The organism is Variovorax sp. Soil_C_19, from assembly GCF_057657255.1.
The window spans coordinates 125,964-142,693 of record NZ_JBDGIV010000009.1; the positions used below are offsets into that span (position 1 = coordinate 125,964).

Here is a 16,730-nt window from a genome sequence, read left to right on the forward strand (position 1 = left end):
TTTGGTCTTACATGGAGAATTTGGCAGAGCCAGAAATTCGGGCCGGAGACAAGGCACCTGGCAGCGCGATGATCGGACTTTCTTCGTAGGGATACGAAACGGTCACGAGACCCGACGCATCGACGATGACAGAGACGTTCGGATTGGCTTCTAGCCAGCTCTTTCGCTGTGTGGTAGTGCTACCGACGTTTGCCGGGGTCACAAGCGATGAAGCCAGTGAGGCATAAACAATGTTCTTGATCAGCGCAATGTTGGTCGTCTCCGTCGGGTCATTGACCCCCGCGAAGGCGCGCGCACCATCCTCGGCTGCGCGGGAGATGGCCTGTTGTGCGTAAAGCACCGCACCAAAGGAAACAAGGCCGTAGAGGACTAACAGCAGCGTTGACAGAACGAGAGCGAACTCAACGGCGGCAATGCCTCGCTGCAGTTCGCACTTGGGCTGCTGAAAAGGATGTCCGCTCATATCTGATTTCCTGCCATAGGGTCGGTCATCAGCATGCTGGCTCTGCCTTGAAGTGCGCTTGGCATCAGAAAGCCGAGTCCGGGGAGCGAAGGGGCCAGCGGGTGGGCGTCATAGTCGTAGTTGACTGTCACGATCATCTGGCACCGTGTCGCCAGAGATGAACCACAACTCGGGATCGCACTGCTCGTACAGACGTCGTCGGTGTCTACGAGGCAGACCTTGGCATCGACTGTTGCTGCGCTTAGCCAATCGATGCCCGTGCGGGCGGCATTCACCGCTGCTAGCCTGCGGCATGAGAGTTGGTCCGTGCAGAGAGCGGTATTCACCGATTGGTATCGCAACGCGGCCCTCGCTCCTTCTTCGGCAGCGTTCTGCATACCCAATCGGATGGTGAAGAGAATCCCGTAGCTGAGAATTGCATAAAGCACCACGAACACGAGCGGAAATACGAGCGCGTACTCAAGTGCGTAGATACCTCGCTGTGCATACAGAGACTTGAGTCGCTTGCGCATGGGATTTGGAACTGGATTTCGTAGAAATGGCCGGTTCCCTAGCGAGCGCCTGCGTTTGGTGGAGCACCACCATTCTTGGACACGCTTGAGCCAAACTGCTCTGGGATGGGATGCTCGAAACTCTTGAGATAGCGTTCGTAGCTTCGGCTGGCAATTGGGCCCGCGATGGGGCGGGTCGTGGCGGAGGCGATCTGGCCGCCGCGCTGCCAAGCAAATAGGTTTGTCGTCGCATCGCCAACTTCGTACGGAAGATCGAAGGCCTCTTCTTCGTCCTCAGTAGTAAGAGCGTCTTGCGTCGAGTCGAAACGAGGTTTCGTGTCATCGTGAAGGACACGACTCACCGCTGATGCGTGACCGGGAGTGATGTCGCCTTGACTGGCGCTGGTATCGACTGCCTGTGCAGAGGCTGCTGCGCTCATGAGCAAGAAAGCGGCGACTAGCGCGCAGGTGGACAGCGTAGAAAGCTGGTTGAACGGCTGGTTGTTGTTCATGGTGCCCCTCGTGAAATCGGGTTCGGTGAAACAGGTGTGCCTGCAGTCGAGGCTGGTGGGTTCAAATGGTTGGCGGTGCGCCCGCCGCCGCCGGCCCATCGGGCCGGCTTAAGCGCGAGCGGCAAGGAGACTGCGGCCGGGTCGTTGGGTAGCAGCGTCTTGGACGCCCCATTCGATATGGTTACGGGCGTTGGTGCCGGTGCCGAGATGAAGGAGGGCCGTGTGGCCGGGCTCCCTGCGGGCCGAAACTGTAATGCGGCTGCACGCACTGCCGCGCGCGTGGTTTCGGGCATGCGGTTCGCATCCATGAGAGCGGTGGCTTGCTCTTGCTGGTTCGTCACCTCGAGATAAAGTGCCACATTGGCCTGTGCCTGCTTGCTGTCGGGCTGTAACTGCAGGGCCTGCATTAGCGGAAGGCGTGCCTCCTCAAGCTTGCCGGCGCGGAGGGTCGCATAACCCAGATCGCTCAGCAGCAATGCATCTGTCGGCGTTCGGCGCTGCGCCTGCTTGAACAGCTGAATCGCTTCTTCGTATTGGCCGCGTGCGCCAGCGAGCAGGCCCAGCCCTCTGTAACCCGAGCTCTCCTGCGGCGTGGCCAACAAGCGCTTGTAGGCAGTCTCAGCGAGTTCAGCTTGTCCAGTCTGGCGCAGCGCGTCCGCGCGCACGCGCATGGATTCCGGCGACACACCCCACCGGCGTTCGAGCGCATCGATGTGCGCGAGCGATGCAAACCATAGGTCCTCCTTCTGCATCTGCTCGACGAGTCTGAGGTAGGTTGCTTGGGTGTCCACGTTCGCGCCGGCCTTTGTTTCGGCAGCCGCTTCAGCGGCCATGCGCTGTTGCGCATCCGCGCTAGCGGCGTACTGATCCTTGGTGCCGGCGCAGCCCGTGACCACGAGAGCCGCAGCGCCTGCGCAGGCAAAAGTCAGAATGCGCCGCACGGCGGGCGAGTGGGTGAAAGAGGCCAGAGTTTTCATTTGGCAACGGCTCCGAGTGCTCGGAATATCGCGATGAAGCCTGGACCTGCTGTGACGATGAGAAGCGCCGGCAGAAGCGTGGACACCATCACGGCAGTCATCTTCACAGTGATCTTCCCGATCTTCTCCTTCATTTCCGAACGTCGGTGCTCGCGCAGCCGGTCACTAAAGATGCGCAATGGCTCCTGCACCGCGCCGCCGTGCTTGTCGACCTGTACCAGCAAAGACACGAGCCCTCGGAGGTTCTCGTTCTTGTGCAAGGTTGCGAGGCGTTGCAACGAATGCTCGCGACTGCGACCACGGCTGTACTGGTTGTTGGCCAAGTTCAACTCGTAGCCCAGCACGCGCAGCACATGCGAAAAGTCCGCGGCCATGATCTGAAGGCTTTGATCCAAGCTCAATCCAACGCCTTGGAGAAGGCGCAGCAAGTCGATGAACAGCGGAAGCTCCTGATTCGCTCGGTCGCGCCGTGTAGCAGCAAAGCGGCCAAGCGTCCATTTCGGCGCCATGAATCCGATGACGAAAGCACCAGCAAGAAAGACGACGAAGGTCCGCCCCGTGTCTTCACCCCAAATCAGGTGGACCAAAAGCGGGAGAAGCAGCGCAAGGAGAACGCGAGTCACCAAGAAAATAAGCTGCGCGCGCTTCGAGGAGAGACCGCACTGGTCGATGAGGTTGCGGTCTTCATCTGCCACGAGCGTTCGTCCGAGCCGCGAATCGAGCCAGTGGAACGGCAACTCGATATCCGGCTTCGCCGGGGCTCCGAGCTCTTCCCCCATGTCAGTGGAAGATTTCAATAGGTTCGGAGCTTCCACGGCTTGATGGATGGCGCGGCCGATGACCTTTCCACTGCGGGCGCGACGGAATTCGGATGCAATCAGTGCGCCGGCTCCCGCCATGAGGCCCAAGGCCAGTAACCCCAAGGCAAGCACGACGAGTTGATTGGGCGAGAACGTCATGTCAGTTTTGCCAATCGATAAAGAAGGGCGGCACCAAGCAACTGAAGTCCTGCCGAGGAGAAGATCAGCATGCGACCCGTCTCGTCATTCCACATTCCCACGAAGTAACCGGGGTTGGTCATGATGAGGAAGCCTCCCACGCCTAGTGGCAGCAGTCCAAGGATCCAAGCAGAGAGCCGGATCTCCGAAGACATGGCAACCAGTTCGTGCTCTGCTTGCTCCCGGTCGCGCATGAAGTTCCCTACGCGCTCCAGCAGCAGATCCGCACGGCCGCCGTAGCGCACGCCCAGGCCGAGAATGGAGGCCAACAGATACATCTCGTCGATGCGGACATTGCTCGCCGTCTGGTGAAGCGCCCGGTCCAGATCCATGCCTACACGTACCAGAGACGCTGCACGTTCCAGTTGGCCGCGCAATGGCGCCTCGGTGGTGGCAATCGCCAGTTGAAAAGCCGCTTGGGTGGAGTTGCCAATGGTGATCAGGCGCACCATCGCGTCGATGTATCCGGGCAACTGGCTGACAAGCTTGCGACGAAACTTCTGCAGGCGCAGCCAGACCACGAAGACGGAAAGGAGCGCCAAGAGGGCCAGCACACTCGATGCAACGACCCAGCCGCCGACCATGCCGGCAACCGCGGTCACTACGACGAGAGCTACAAGGCACAGTGCAGCCACACGCACGTCGATCACGCCGACCAACCATCCGGGAAGCGCCTTTTCGAACAGACCTGCCGATGCGCCAGCCGAGGCACTTGCTTCCGTCTCGAGCCACGGGTCCGTGGTCACGCTCGTCAGGAGGCCATCGCTGGACAAGGGCATCGGCATTGGCACCGGCACCGCATCGGCCGTGCTCGCCAGGATCTGCTGGTTCAAATGCCGCCCCGCCGCTTGGCGTGCCTGGCGCCCTTTTGCCCATTGCCACAGCAGCAGCCCCGCGGCTGCAAGCAGCAGCGCAATGCAGGCCACCGTGAGCAGGACTTCACGCACGGTTGTCTCCCTGCTGCTGCTGCGCGCGCGTCAGCGACTGGCGGAAGCGCGTGATCTTGGGCGAGTGCGGCGCGATGCCGAGCGACACCCAACGATCGCGCTCCTCGCCGTCGGGCGACGCGATGGGTTCGTAGCGATAGAGCTCCTGCATCGCGACCACGTTGTCGTTGACGCCCGTGACTTCGCTCAGCGAGAGGATGCGACGCTGGCCGCTCGACAGGCGCCCGATCTGCACGATGAAATCGATGGCATTGGCGATCTGCCGGCGCAGGCTCACTTCGCTGCCCTGGTAGCCGGCAAAGCCCGCGAGCATTTCAAGGCGGTAGAGGCATTCGCGTGGAGAACTGGCGTGGATGGTCCCCATCGACCCTTCGTGGCCCGTGTTCATCGCCTGCATCATCTCGATGACTTCGGCACCGCGCACCTCGCCCACGATGATCCGGTCGGGCCGCATGCGCAGGCTGTTGCGCAGCAGGTCGCGGATCGACACCACGCCGGTGCCGTCGAACCCGCCTGGCCGGCTTTCGAGTCGAACGACGTGGCTGGTGCCGAGCGACAACTCTGCCGTGTCTTCGATGGTGATGACGCGCTCGCGCGCAGGAATAAAGGTCGCCAGCGCATTGAGCAGCGAGGTCTTGCCCGAGCTGGTGCCGCCGCTCACGAGGATGTTGCAGCGCGCCCGCACGGCAATCTCCAGCAACTGCGCCATGCCTGCGTCGAAGGTGCCGAGCTTCACCAGGTCGGCCGGCGTGAGCGGCTCCTTGCGGAACTTGCGGATCGAGACCGACAGGCCGTCGATCGCCAGCGGCTCGATGATGACGTTGATGCGCCCGCCGTCCGGCAGGCGCGCATCCACCATCGGATTGGATTCATCCAGCCGACGCCCGAGCGGCGCGAGGATGCGGCGCACGATGCGCATCACGTGCTCCGAATCGGCGAAGCGCACCGTCTCGCGCTCCAGCATGCCATGGCGCGAAACGTAGACGTTCTGGTAGCCGTTGATCAGGATGTCTTCAACCGCGGGATCGTTGAGCAGATCTTCGAGCGGGCCGAAACCCGCCAGCTCCTTGGTCAACGCATCGGAGATGAGCTGCATCTCGCGGTCGTTGATCGGCACGCGGCGCAGCCGCACGAAGCTGTCGACCTCCAGTTCGACGAACTGCTGGATCGACGCGCGCGACCAGCGGCCGAATTCCGCACCGAGCTCCTCGATGCGGCTCAGCAGGTGGTCATGCGTCCAGCTTTTGATGTCCTGGAACTGCTGGGAGTTGATGAACGCCTGGTCGTCGTCGGCGAATTCGAGATCGGTGGACATAGAGGCGGTTCAACCTTCAGTAGAGCTTTTTCGGAAGCCGACGATTTGCGCCATGCGGGCCCTCCAGCGGGATTCAGTGGACGATGCCTGGCCTGCGTCGGCCCCATGGGCCTGGTTCAGGCCGCGTGCGAGGGCGGCAATGCCCTGCGAATAGGGGTCACTGCGTGCAGTGCGCACCAGCATCTCGCCACGGCTCGCTGCCGCCAGCAACGGCGTGCTGCGCATCGGCAACACGTGGTGCAGCGTCAACTCGAGCCGCTCGGCAATGTCCTTGGCCGGCAGCCCGACATGGCTGTCGAATTTGTTGACCACGAGCTGCAGCCGATCGGTCTCGACGCCGCGTGTGCGCAGTTCCTTAAGCATGTTGGCGGTGGAGACGATCGCGCCGATGCTCTGGTCGCACACCACCCAGCTGCGCTGGGCCGCCTTCACGGTCTGGGCGACGAAGTCGAGGGTTGTGAAACCGCCGAGGTCGGCGATCTGGAAGTCGTAGAACTCGCCCAGGCGCTTGATGAGCGCCACCGAATCGGCGTGGGAGATCTCGCGCACCTGCGCAAGGCTCACAGGCAGGGGCAGCACGGCCAGGCCGCTCGTGTGATGCGCAAGGGCGGTGTGCAGCAGCGTCTGGTCGAGGCGCCGCAGGTTGCGAACGCCGTCAACAAAGCTGAAGCCGCTTTGCGTGTCGAGATAGAGAAGACCGTCGCGCGCCGGCAGCCCGAGGTCGAGCAAAGCCACGCCGCGGCGCGTGTTGCGTCCGGGGACCGCCGCCGCTGCTTGAGACAGCTGGTCATTGAGCATCAGCGACAGGCTGGTCGCGAGCGTGGTCACGCCGATGCCGGAGCGGGCGCCGAGCAATGCGAGCGTGCTTCCGCGTGGGCGGTTCGGCGAGCTGGTCTGGCGGTCGAGCAGCTTGCGCAACGTGCTGATGGCGTCGCTGGGCGGCGCGCTCATGTCGACGAAATCGTCCACGCCGGCGCGCAGCGCCGCAAGCATGGACGCGGGCTCGGCCGAAGCCCCTGTCGCAAGCACCGGCAATGTCGGCCATTCGCGCTTGAGGCGTTGGTGGAGTTCGCTGGCCGCAGCAGCGTGCTGGCCCGCGAAATCGAGGAACACCGCCGCAGGGCTGAGCATGGCGATGCGCTCGTCCATCGCCTTGGCGTCGGGCGGAAGGGTCACCACCGCGCCCACCCGGCCGAGCGCGTCGGTCAACCAGGTGACATGGCTGCTGTTCGGCGATGCAAAGAGATAGGTCTCCGCACCGATTTCGGGAAGGCTGTCGCGTGGGGCGTTCATCGCATCGGCCACTGGATTGGTGAACTGGTTGTCGTCAACGCGAAAAGCCCGGGACCGTGGTGCCGGATGCCGGGCCCAACAGATGCGAACGCCAGACCGGGCCGTCGCGCTGCTCTGCGCCACCGGGAAGGTACGGGCCCAGGTCGGTGCCACGCGCAATGGGTTTCACCAGGTGCGGCGTGACGAGGATCACCAGCTCCTTCTCGCTCATCTGGTATTTGTTCTGCTTGAAGAAGGTCCCGAGCACGGGGATGTCGCCGAGCAGCGGAACCTTGTCTGCGTTCGAGGTCGTGGTGCGGCTCACGAGGCCGCCGATGATGAAGCTCTCACCGTCGCCGAGTTCCACCGTGGTGTCGGCGCGGCGTGTGCTGATCGCGGGCACGGCGACGCCACCGATGCTGAGCGAATTGGTGTAGTCCAGGTCGCTGGCTTCGGGCGCCACCTTGAGCACGATGCGGTCGTTCGACAGCACGGTCGGCGTGACAGTGAGGCCGATGCCGAACGGCTTGTACTCGATGCTCGTCGTGCCCAAGCCCTGCGGTGCGGGAACAGGCAGTTCGCCGCCGGCCAGAAAGCTCGCACTCTGGCCCGACAGCGCCACCAGTGTCGGTTCGGCCAGCACGCGCGCCATGCCGTTGCCTTCGAGGAAGCCGACGTTCAGGCCGAGGCCCGCCTTGCCGAAATTGAACAAGAGGCTGAAGGCCTGCGCGAGCGGATTGCTGTAGTCGCCGCTGATCGAGCCGTCGGAGGCGAAGGTCGTGGAGCGCAGCGACGACGGCGTGAACACGCCGAAGCTGAAGCCGTTGGAATTGGCGCGGGTGCTGAAGATATTGAGGCCGGCCTGCTTGAGCACGCTGCGGTTGAATTCGACGATCTTCACCTCGACCTGCACGCTGCTTCCTCGCACGTTGACGACGGAGCGGTCGATCAGCGTGGCCTTGTCGCCGCTGGCGGCCAGGGCTGCTGTGCGCGCATCCTGGTGCGCTTCCATGCTGTCGAGCGAACCCTTGAGCGTGGCGCTGCGGCGCCGGACTTCGAGCGCGTACACCGTGGCGGCGGACTGGCCTTTTTCCCAGACCATGAGCGTGGTGCGCCCCGCAGCCTTGCCTGTGACGATCAGGCGTGCCGCCGGCGAGTTGGGCGATTGGCGTGTGAGCGAGACGCCCGCCACCGTCTCGTCGGCGAGGGCCATGCGCTCGATGCCCCTGCCGATCAGCAGCTCCTTTTGCGTGCCCGCGTCGATGCGCAGCGTGAGCGCGGCGCGCGCTGACGTCGCCTCCGTGGCATCGGCAGCAGTGGACGCCACCGGCCAGACGCCCGGCGCCAGCAAGCTCAGCACCGCGAGTGTGGGACGCAGGGCGCGTGCGGGGCCGGCTGTTTTCGCGCGAGGGGCGATCGTCATGGTGTTCTTTTTTTCCTGCGTGATCAGTAGTTAATGGTTTCGCTGCGATCGCCGCGAATGACTTCGACCTTGAGTCCGCCGCGGGCATCGCCGGTGCGTGGCGCCGCGGTGCGCGCGGTAGCCATGGTGGGCACGCGCGAGACGGTGCTGCCCGGCTTGCCGCCGCTCACGAAATCTGCCGTGGTGACACCGGCCTGCGCGCGGTCCAGTCCCTCGAGCGGGGCGCGGCGCGGTTCGCCGGGCTTGGGCGCGGGCGGTTGCAGGGCGAGCGGCAATTCGGCAATGAGCTTGGGATCGGGCTCCGCCATGTCGGTGGGATGGCGCAGCGCCAGCATCAAACGGCCGCTGTTCTCGGCCAGCGTCAGCCGATTGATGTCGTCCACGGGAACTGCGAGCACCGCCGTGCGGGCTTGTTCGGCGCGCTGGGCCTGCTGTTGTGCCGTGCCGTTCTTGTCCATCTTGGTGGGCAGGCCGTCGACCGAGGCGCTACCGTAGGCGAGTACGCGCTTGCGCGAGAGGAGCAGTCGGGCCTGACTGCGATCGATGTCCTTGCTGTCCGACTTGAGCATCACGAAGACATCGACGAAATCGCCGGGCTGCACCTTGTTGCCCACGCCCATGATCTCGTCGGCCTTGATGGCGACCGCGCGCTCGCCTTCGGCGACGCGCAAGGCCAGGCCCGACACGAGCTGGCCTTCGAGCAGCGGCGAGCCTTCGCTGAGGTCGATCACCGGCACGCGGCCAGCAACGGGCGAAGTGTCCTGGAAGGCGCCCATCGGATTGATCGTCAGGCGTTCGACGCGCAGTGCATCGGCCGGGATGGCCTGCCCCGCGGGCAAGGGCTTGGCCGCCACGACAATGGGGAAGGTCTGTGCCTGGGCCGCTTTGCCGGGAGCCGCGGCAGAAGAAGAGGAAGGTGCGACAGCGACCGGCGGCGGGGGCTGGCGGCTGAGCATCCATGCATAGCCGCCGAGCGCGAGGGCCAGGAGCACGAGGATGGCGGCGATGACTTTGGTGAGATTGATCATGGGCGGCGGACTGAAGAAGAGGAGCAAGCAACCAACGAAAGAACAAAGAGGCCTGCGAGACAGAGGCTGAAGCGGCTAACTCTGTCGTCCCCCAACAATCCACACCACAGTGGCCAGTGCGAGATAGGCTGCGTAAGGAACGAAGCGCGCCTTACTGCCAGGCGGCGCCGTAGCGTTGAGGGCGTCCGGTTGGCCCCGAAGCATCAAGGCGACCTTAGGAAACAGTGCCCAGCGTTGCAATGCAAGCCAGAGCACTCCGTGGAGGCCAGCGAGCAAGCTTGCAACGATCCAGATCGGCACCAGTCCCTGCAGGCCCACCCAGAGCCCGAGCGCGCCCGCGAATTTCACGTCCCCCGCCCCCATGAGGCCGACGACGTAGAACAGCAGGAGAAATCCGAACCCGACCGCTGCGCCCAGGAAAGCTGCAGTCCACGGGAGTCCGAAAGGCTGCTGACCACCCGCCAGTGTTGCCAAGGCCAGGGCAGCCCCGCCAAGTACCAGCCAATTGGGAACGCGGCGCTTTCGGAAATCGAAGACGGCAACAAACAACAACCAGACGAGCAATGAGGACTCGGTAAGGAAGTGTTGTGACAACTCGTTTAGGAGCCAGGGGTGACGGCAGCACCGCCCAGCGTCGTGGAGATCCGCGAAAACACACCACGGAGTGCTCCAGCAAGAGTCCCATTCGTATCGCTGAAAATAGCGGCCAAAACAATTGCCATCAGCCCCGCAATAATTCCATATTCAATTGCAGTAGCGCCTTCTTCGTCGCGCAGGAACCGAGTGATAGAGCGAAGCATGATTTTTACCCTTTGAAAAATGTTAACGAACGGCTGGGAGGCTTGATGTTATACGGCGTAACTCTGTGTATCAACCGGGTCAACGAACGGGAAGCGGCCGCGGTTGTGATAGCCCTACTCACTAAGCAGGATGGCTGCCAGCCCGGCGCCACCCTCCGAACCACCTCTGCGCCATCGCGCCCTGACCGGTTCGTAGGCGGATTCTTACCTCTGTAAACAGAGGTACCCATACCATGAATGTGGTACCCACGTTACGTGGAACAGAGGGGTGCGAAGATGTTGACGTTACGGGAACACAGACGTTTCGCGTCACGTAACACCACAGTTGAGCGACCAGATGTAACGGTCGATATTGGGGGAGAAAGTGAGAAAAAAGTCACACATCCAGCCCCTTAGCCCCCCGGTTGGCAGGGGCAAATTGAGGCTTTAGCCGAGGATGTCCTCGTGGAAAAGCTTCCACTCGCTGCCTTGCCGCAGCCAGTACTGGCGCCGGGTGCGCCCGCTTTTCTCGCCTTCGAACACTTCGCCGAAGGTGGCGACCATGGTGTCGTCGCCGTCGCGCCAGTGCAGGTACGACATTTCCTTGAACTGGACACGCTTGCCCTGGGCGTATTCCACTTCGTCCTGGAAAACCGAAGCCGGTTCTGCCGATTTCCTGCCGCCGCGCTGGAAATCCGGCAAATAGAATTTCTTCAATTGCACTTCATTGCCATTGGCGCGCGCGTCTTTCCAGGCCGCCATGGCGCTGGTGAACGATTGGGCTTCCTTTTCGGCCTGCGCGCGCGAAATCCATTGCAGGCTCGGTGCGGTGACCACCGGCGTGGCGCCGATCTGCACCTTGCGCAGCAGCTGTTTCAGGTCAGGGTTGGCCATGACCACGCAGCCGTCGCTGGCGAGCGGCGCGCGGGCGTACTGCTGCGGCGGGGTGCCGTGCAGCCAGATGCCGCTGCCGGTCTTGCCGCGGCGGACGTCGTAGGGGTTCGGATAGTTGATCGGGAGCGCGCCCGCGCCGTAGAAGTCCTTCAGCGACTTCGGGTCGAGCTTGCTGGTGACGTAGTACACGCCGAGCGGGGTGCGTGCATCGCCTTCGCTGACCTTGCCGATGCCCGACTTGCCGACGGAGACGTAGTAGTCGGCGACGAGCTGCAAGCCCTTGTCGGAGTTCTCGAGCAGGTACAGGCGCGAGCGCGAGGCATCGACGGCGATGGCATAGCGGCTGCGCGTGGAAAGCGCGAGGAACTGCGACGGCACGGTGCCGGGCGGCGGCCGGTCACGCAGTGCCTGCAGGCGCCGGCGCGACTCTTCGCGCAGTTCGGCCATGGCCGCGCTGCCGCGCAGCTTGCCGACGCTCGCGGCATCCGAAAAACCGTGCGCGGGCGGCACCTGGGTGGCGAGCAGGTCGGCATAGACCAACTGGGCCAACTGGAAGTTGGGATGGTCGCGCACCAGTTCGCGCGCCTTCTGCAAGGCCGGGCGGGCCTGGCCGCGGCCGAACAGTTCGTAAACGCCGATGAGCCGGGCCTCGGCGCTGCTGGCCTGCTCGATCGGGCCGGCCGGGGCGGCCCTTCTGCTGCGCGTGGCGTTTTTCGGCCGGGCCGCGCTTTTTAGCTCCGCCCGGCGGCTGCCGGTCGCCACCTTCGACTTGGTCGCTTTCGCGCTCTTGGCGTTGCTCGTCTTGCCCTGACCCTGCTTGACTGAAGCACCGAGGGCAGCGGGCGCGGACACCAGCAGCGCCGTTGCCGCCGCGAGCGCGGCGAGCAGGCGCCCCCCGCGCCGCAGCGGAGGCATCTGGGGCCGGACGACACCCGTCACTAGCCGCCGACGCTTTCCTTGCGGATCTGCCATTGGCTGCCCGACGTGCGCTGCAGCTCCAGCGTCTTGCGGCTCCTGATGTTGAGGTTGTCGGCGCGGTAGATCTGGCGGAACTTGGCCGTGGCCACTTGGCCGTCGACGTGGACCACGAGGTTCTCGAGGTTCACGCTGATGTTCGACTTGCCGACGATGCGCGCATGGCGCTCTTCTTCCCAGGCCTTGCGGCTCTGGCCGCCGCCGGGGTTGAAGTCGGGGCCGTAAGCCGCGAGATAGCGGTCCATGTCCTGCGCCGCCCAGGCCGCCGCCCAGGTGCGCACAGCGTTCTCGACGTCGGCGCTAGCGTCGGGCGCGGCGGCTGGTGCAGGCGCGGGCGCGGGTGCAGCAGCCGACGGGGGGGCCTTGGCGATCGCGACGGGCGGTGCGGCCGGGGCAGGGACAGTGGTGGCGCGGGTCGGGGCCGGCGCGGGCGCCGGCGGTGCAACGGCTGCAGCGGCAACAACTGCGGGCGCGGGCGCGGCCGGCGCCTTCGCGACCGGTGCAGGTGCCGGTGCGACCGGCGCCGCCGCTGCGCTGCCCGCCGGCGGCGTGAACAGCGTGCGGATCACCGCCAGCTTGGGCTGCACGGCCGCCGCATTGTTCTGGTCGAGCTGCAGCGCCTTGCTGTAGGCCTGGCTGGCCAGCCGCGCATACACGTCGCCGAGGTTCTCTTGCGCCGTGGCGTAGCTCGGATTGGTGCGAATCGCGCTTTCGAGCGCGGCACGCGCCTTGTCGAATTGGTTCTGGCCGGCGTAGATCACCGCCAGGTTGTTGTAGGGCTCGGGCAGTTCGGGCGAATCCTGCGTGAGCTGCGTGAACACGGCGATCGCCTCGTTGCGCTTGCCCGCGTTGAGCTGGATCACGCCCTTGAGAAAGCGCATCTGCGCATCCTTGGGCTTGTCCTTCAGGAACGCGTCGGCACGGGTTTGGGCCTCGTCGAACTTGCCGGCCTGCACGAGGCGGTCGACCTCGTCGTGCTCCGGTGCAGCGAGCGCCGAAAACGAGATGCCGCAAGCCGTCGCCACGAGCAGGGCGCGAACAACGGGGGACAACGAGCCGAAACGGGCGCGCAGCAGGGGGCTCTTGGGCATTGCGGGCAAGACCTCGTAGGGGAGAAAAGGGAGTGGGACGCGGCAGGAATTGTATGTGGGCGGGTAACTTCCGGATACCGAGCATGGCCGTCGCTAACGGGCAAGGCGCCTGGCTTGCGCGATAGGAAACATTCATGTAACGTTCTGTAAGTCCGACCTCGCCGACACCTCCCCCGACACTTCCTGCCTCTCACTCTCTGGAGCCGCCTTGAAGATCACCAAACGCCGCTTGCTCGAAAGTGGCGCCGCCGCCCTTGCCGCAACGCTTTTCACGCCCGCTTCACTGGCCCAGCGCGCCGCCGCGCCGGCTGCCGCCGCCAGCGACGCCGCATGGCCCACCAGGCCGCTGCGCATCCTCGTGGGCTTTCCGGCCGGCGCTTCGCCGGACCTCGCGGCGCGTGCCATCGCCGAGCCGCTGTCGAAGATCCTGCGTCAGCCGGTCATCGTCGAGAACAAGCCCGGTGCAAGCGGCAATCTGGTGGCCGACCTGGTGGCCAAGGCCACCGACGACCACACCATCGGCGCGCTGATCAACGGCAATCTCACGATCGCGAAGCTGCTCAATCCCAAGCTCGGCTTCGACCCCGAGAAGGACTTCGCGCCCGTGGGCCTGGTCGGCACCGCGCCGCTGGTGCTGGCGGTGTCGGGTGCGGCCGAGGGCAAGACGGCCGCCGAGCAACTGCTGTGGGTGCGCAACCTGAGCAGCGGCGGCAGGTACGGCACGCCGGGCGTGGGCACGGTGGGCCACCTGGGCATGGAGCTCATCAAGAGCCGTGCGGCCATCACCGCGCAGCACAAGCCCTACACCGGCAATCCGCAGGTGATTGCCGGCCTGCTCGCCAACGAGATCCAGCTGGCGCTGCTGCCGCCGGGGCTCGCGCTGCCGCATGTGAAGTCGGGCAAGATCAAGGCGATCGGCGTGACCTCGCCCGAGCGCAGTCCGCTGGCCGGCGACCTGCCGACGGTGCGCGACGTCGACGTGCGCGGCGCGGATCTCGAGATATGGACCGCGCTTGCCGCGCCCGCGGGCATGAAGCCGGCCGCCGTGGCCCGCCTCAATGCCGCGCTGACCGAGGTGATCCGTTCACCCGAGGTCGCGGCCGCATTGCTCAAGACCGGCTGGCAGGCCCAGCCCGGCCCGCCCGAGGCGCTGGCCCGCCGCATGCGCGCCGACACGGCCCGGCTCGGCGGTGTGATCATCATGAAGGGCATCCAATCTGAAGCCTAGGACGCTGGCTCTGGCTAAAGCAGTTGCGAGACTTTTCTGGCGGCGTCGATCAGTGCGGGCAGCATCGTTTCCTGCATCGCCTTGGCGCTGGTGCGGTTGGCCTGGCCGCTGATGTTGAGGCCGGCCACCATGCGGCCCTGCCGGTCGACGATGGGCGCGGCCACGGAGACGAGGCCTTCCTCGAGTTCCTGGTCGACCAGGCACCACTGCTGCCGGCGCGCCTGCGCGACCTTGTCCATGAGCGTGTCGACGTCGGTCACCGTGTGCTCGGTGAGCGCCTCGCGCGGCGAGGCTTCGAGGCGCGCGCGCACCTCGTCGTCGTCGAGGTCGGCCAGCAGCAGGCGGCCTAGCGAGGTGCAGTAGGCCGGCAGGCGCGAGCCCACGCCCAGGCTGATGCGCATGATCTTCTGCGTCGGCACGCGCATCACATAGACGATGTCGGTCGCGTCGAGCACGGCGGCCGAGCATGACTCCTGCACCTGCTGCACCAGCGCTTCCATCACGGGCTCGGCGCGGTTCCAGATCGGCATCGACGAAAGGTACGCAAAGCCCAGGTCGAGGATGCGCGGCGTGAGCGTGAAGAACTTGCCGTCGCTCACGACATAGCCCAGCGTCTGCAGCGTGAGCAGGATGCGCCGCGCACCCGCGCGCGTGAGGCCGCTCGCAGCGGCCACCTCGCTCAGCGTCTGGCGCGGCGCGCTTTCGCTGAACGAGCGGATCACCTGCAGGCCGCGCGCGAACGACTGCACGTAGCTGTCGCCGGGCGCGGGCGTGGTGCCGGTCTGGAGGGGGTGGGTTGCCATGCTGAACGATCGTCCTTAGAATTCATTATACGAACAAATGTTCTTTATGCGAACATCTTGACGCATTGCACAGCGTTCCGTTGCGCGGTCGGCCGCCCGGTTCGCTGGTCCTTCCTTCTTCTTTCTTCTCCGGAGACAGGCTTCATGATCAACAAGATCGCGCGCTCGGTCGCCGATGCGCTGGCGGGCATTCCCGACGGCGCCACGGTGCTCATCGGCGGCTTCGGCACCGCCGGCATTCCCGGCGAGCTCATCGACGGGCTCATCGAGCAGGGCGCCAAGGACCTCACCGTGGTCAACAACAACGCCGGCAACGGCGAGACCGGCTTGGCCGCGCTGCTCAAGGCCGGCCGCGTGCGCAAGATCATCTGCAGCTTCCCGCGCCAGGCCGACAGCCAGGTGTTCGACGGGCTCTACCGCAGCGGCAAGCTCGAGCTCGAGCTGGTGCCGCAGGGCAACCTGGCCGAGCGCATCCGCGCTGCGGGCGCGGGGATCGGCGCCTTCTTCTGCCCAACCGGCTACGGCACGCAGCTCGCGGGCGAGCGCGAAACGCGCGAAATCGACGGCAAGCAATACGTGCTCGAGTACCCGATCCACGGCGACGTGGCGCTCATCAAGGCCGAGCGCGGCGACCGCTGGGGCAACCTGGTCTACCGCAAGGCCGCGCGCAACTTCGGCCCGGTGATGGCCATGGCCGCGAAGAAGACCGTGGCCACGGTGCACGACATTGCCGAGCTCGGCACGCTCGACCCCGAGACCATCGTCACCCCCGGCATCTTCGTGCACCAGGTGGTGCGCATCGAACGCACGGTCACGCAGGCCGGCGGCTTCAAGAAGGCAGCATGATGAGCAGCAACAGCAACTACACCCGCCGCACCAAGGACCAGCTCGCCGCGCGCGTGGCGCAAGACATCTTCGACGGCGCCGTCGTCAACCTCGGCATCGGCCAGCCGACGCTCGTGGCCAACCACTTGCCGCAGGGCCGCGAGGTCATCCTGCAGAGCGAGAACGGCATCCTCGGCATGGGCCCCGCGCCCGAGGCCGGCGAAGAGGACTACGACCTCATCAACGCGGGCAAGCAGCCCGTGACGCTGCTGCCCGGCGGCGCGTTCTTCCACCATGCCGACAGCTTCGCGATGATGCGCGGCGGTCATCTCGACATCTGCGTGCTCGGTGCGTTCCAGGTCTCGGCCACCGGCGATCTCGCCAACTGGCACACGGGCGAGAAGGACGCCATCCCCGCTGTCGGCGGCGCGATGGACCTGGCCATCGGCGCCAAGCAGACCTGGGTCATGATGGACCTGCTGACCAAGCAGGGCACGAGCAAGCTGGTGCAGGCATGTACCTATCCGCTGACCGGCATCGGCTGCGTCAAGCGCGTGTACTCCGACCTTGCCACGCTCGAATGCACGCCCCAGGGCCTGAAGCTCATCGACACCGTCGAGGGGCTGAGCCGCGAGGCGCTCGAGCAGCTCGTGGGCCTGCCGATCGCTGCATGACACCGGCCCGCAGCCCGACCACCCCTTCCACAGAG

General features: G+C 65.1%; 18 protein-coding genes. 3 read left to right on the forward strand and 15 right to left on the reverse strand.

Annotated elements, in window-relative coordinates:
• Positions 1-7: 7 nt before the first annotated feature.
• From AC3A6R_RS18360 to AC3A6R_RS18425, 14 genes are all read right to left on the reverse strand, one after another.
• On the reverse strand, positions 8-463 hold the full coding sequence (locus AC3A6R_RS18360; protein ID WP_487865147.1) for a TadE/TadG family type IV pilus assembly protein: 456 nt from the start codon (positions 461-463) through the stop codon (positions 8-10).
• Entirely contained in the window at positions 460-975 is a 516-nt protein-coding gene (locus AC3A6R_RS18365) for a TadE/TadG family type IV pilus assembly protein (RefSeq protein ID WP_487865148.1), read from the reverse strand. Before AC3A6R_RS18365 ends, AC3A6R_RS18360 begins: the two co-directional genes overlap by 4 nt.
• 38 nt (positions 976-1,013) lie before the next feature.
• On the reverse strand, positions 1,014-1,466 hold the full coding sequence (locus AC3A6R_RS18370; RefSeq protein ID WP_487865149.1) for a DUF3613 domain-containing protein: 453 nt from the start codon (positions 1,464-1,466) through the stop codon (positions 1,014-1,016).
• Positions 1,463-2,443 carry a tetratricopeptide repeat protein gene (locus tag AC3A6R_RS18375; RefSeq protein WP_487865150.1) on the reverse strand — a complete coding sequence of 327 codons (981 nt, stop codon included), beginning with the start codon at positions 2,441-2,443 and terminating at the stop codon, positions 1,463-1,465. The genes AC3A6R_RS18370 and AC3A6R_RS18375 overlap by 4 nt, the downstream gene beginning before the upstream one ends.
• Positions 2,440-3,402: a type II secretion system F family protein gene (locus tag AC3A6R_RS18380; protein WP_487865151.1), complete on the reverse strand. Its 963-nt coding sequence runs from the start codon at positions 3,400-3,402 to the stop codon at positions 2,440-2,442. The genes AC3A6R_RS18375 and AC3A6R_RS18380 overlap by 4 nt, the downstream gene beginning before the upstream one ends.
• Complete coding sequence (locus AC3A6R_RS18385; protein ID WP_487865152.1) at positions 3,399-4,388, reverse strand: type II secretion system F family protein; 990 nt, start codon at positions 4,386-4,388, stop codon at positions 3,399-3,401. Before AC3A6R_RS18385 ends, AC3A6R_RS18380 begins: the two co-directional genes overlap by 4 nt.
• Complete coding sequence (locus tag AC3A6R_RS18390; RefSeq protein ID WP_487862768.1) at positions 4,381-5,703, reverse strand: TadA family conjugal transfer-associated ATPase; 1,323 nt, start codon at positions 5,701-5,703, stop codon at positions 4,381-4,383. The genes AC3A6R_RS18385 and AC3A6R_RS18390 overlap by 8 nt, the downstream gene beginning before the upstream one ends.
• 9 nt (positions 5,704-5,712) lie before the next feature.
• A complete protein-coding gene (locus AC3A6R_RS18395) occupies positions 5,713-6,996 on the reverse strand; it encodes a CpaE/TadZ family protein (protein WP_487865153.1) in 1,284 nt (427 codons plus the stop codon).
• Positions 6,997-7,030: 34 nt separating this feature from the next.
• On the reverse strand, positions 7,031-8,398 hold the full coding sequence (locus AC3A6R_RS18400; RefSeq protein WP_487865154.1) for a type II and III secretion system protein family protein: 1,368 nt from the start codon (positions 8,396-8,398) through the stop codon (positions 7,031-7,033).
• Positions 8,399-8,421: 23 nt separating this feature from the next.
• Positions 8,422-9,426 (reverse strand): Flp pilus assembly protein CpaB, encoded by a 1,005-nt coding sequence (gene cpaB / locus AC3A6R_RS18405; RefSeq protein WP_487865155.1) that lies wholly within the window; start codon positions 9,424-9,426, stop codon positions 8,422-8,424.
• Positions 9,427-9,501: 75 nt separating this feature from the next.
• On the reverse strand, positions 9,502-9,990 hold the full coding sequence (locus tag AC3A6R_RS18410) for an A24 family peptidase (protein ID WP_487865156.1): 489 nt from the start codon (positions 9,988-9,990) through the stop codon (positions 9,502-9,504).
• Between the two features lie 35 nt (positions 9,991-10,025).
• Entirely contained in the window at positions 10,026-10,226 is a 201-nt protein-coding gene (locus AC3A6R_RS18415; protein WP_487865157.1) for a Flp family type IVb pilin, read from the reverse strand.
• Positions 10,227-10,652: 426 nt separating this feature from the next.
• Positions 10,653-12,014 carry a L,D-transpeptidase family protein gene (locus tag AC3A6R_RS18420; protein ID WP_487865158.1) on the reverse strand — a complete coding sequence of 454 codons (1,362 nt, stop codon included), beginning with the start codon at positions 12,012-12,014 and terminating at the stop codon, positions 10,653-10,655.
• Between the two features lie 23 nt (positions 12,015-12,037).
• Complete coding sequence (locus tag AC3A6R_RS18425) at positions 12,038-13,165, reverse strand: YybH family protein (RefSeq protein WP_487865159.1); 1,128 nt, start codon at positions 13,163-13,165, stop codon at positions 12,038-12,040.
• Positions 13,166-13,373: 208 nt separating this feature from the next.
• Here AC3A6R_RS18425 and AC3A6R_RS18430 point away from each other — a divergent pair, with 208 nt between their 5' ends.
• Positions 13,374-14,393: a Bug family tripartite tricarboxylate transporter substrate binding protein gene (locus AC3A6R_RS18430; RefSeq protein WP_487865160.1), complete on the forward strand. Its 1,020-nt coding sequence runs from the start codon at positions 13,374-13,376 to the stop codon at positions 14,391-14,393.
• Positions 14,394-14,407: 14 nt separating this feature from the next.
• On the opposite strand, the gene AC3A6R_RS18435 is transcribed toward AC3A6R_RS18430, so the two are convergent.
• A complete protein-coding gene (locus AC3A6R_RS18435) occupies positions 14,408-15,196 on the reverse strand; it encodes an IclR family transcriptional regulator domain-containing protein (protein WP_487865161.1) in 789 nt (262 codons plus the stop codon).
• 144 nt (positions 15,197-15,340) lie between these two features.
• Between AC3A6R_RS18435 and AC3A6R_RS18440 the strand changes: the two genes are divergently transcribed.
• Entirely contained in the window at positions 15,341-16,042 is a 702-nt protein-coding gene (locus AC3A6R_RS18440) for a 3-oxoacid CoA-transferase subunit A (RefSeq protein ID WP_487865162.1), read from the forward strand.
• On the forward strand, positions 16,042-16,695 hold the full coding sequence (locus AC3A6R_RS18445) for a 3-oxoacid CoA-transferase subunit B (RefSeq protein ID WP_487865200.1): 654 nt from the start codon (positions 16,042-16,044) through the stop codon (positions 16,693-16,695). Before AC3A6R_RS18440 ends, AC3A6R_RS18445 begins: the two co-directional genes overlap by 1 nt.
• The last annotated feature ends 35 nt before the right edge of the window (positions 16,696-16,730 follow it).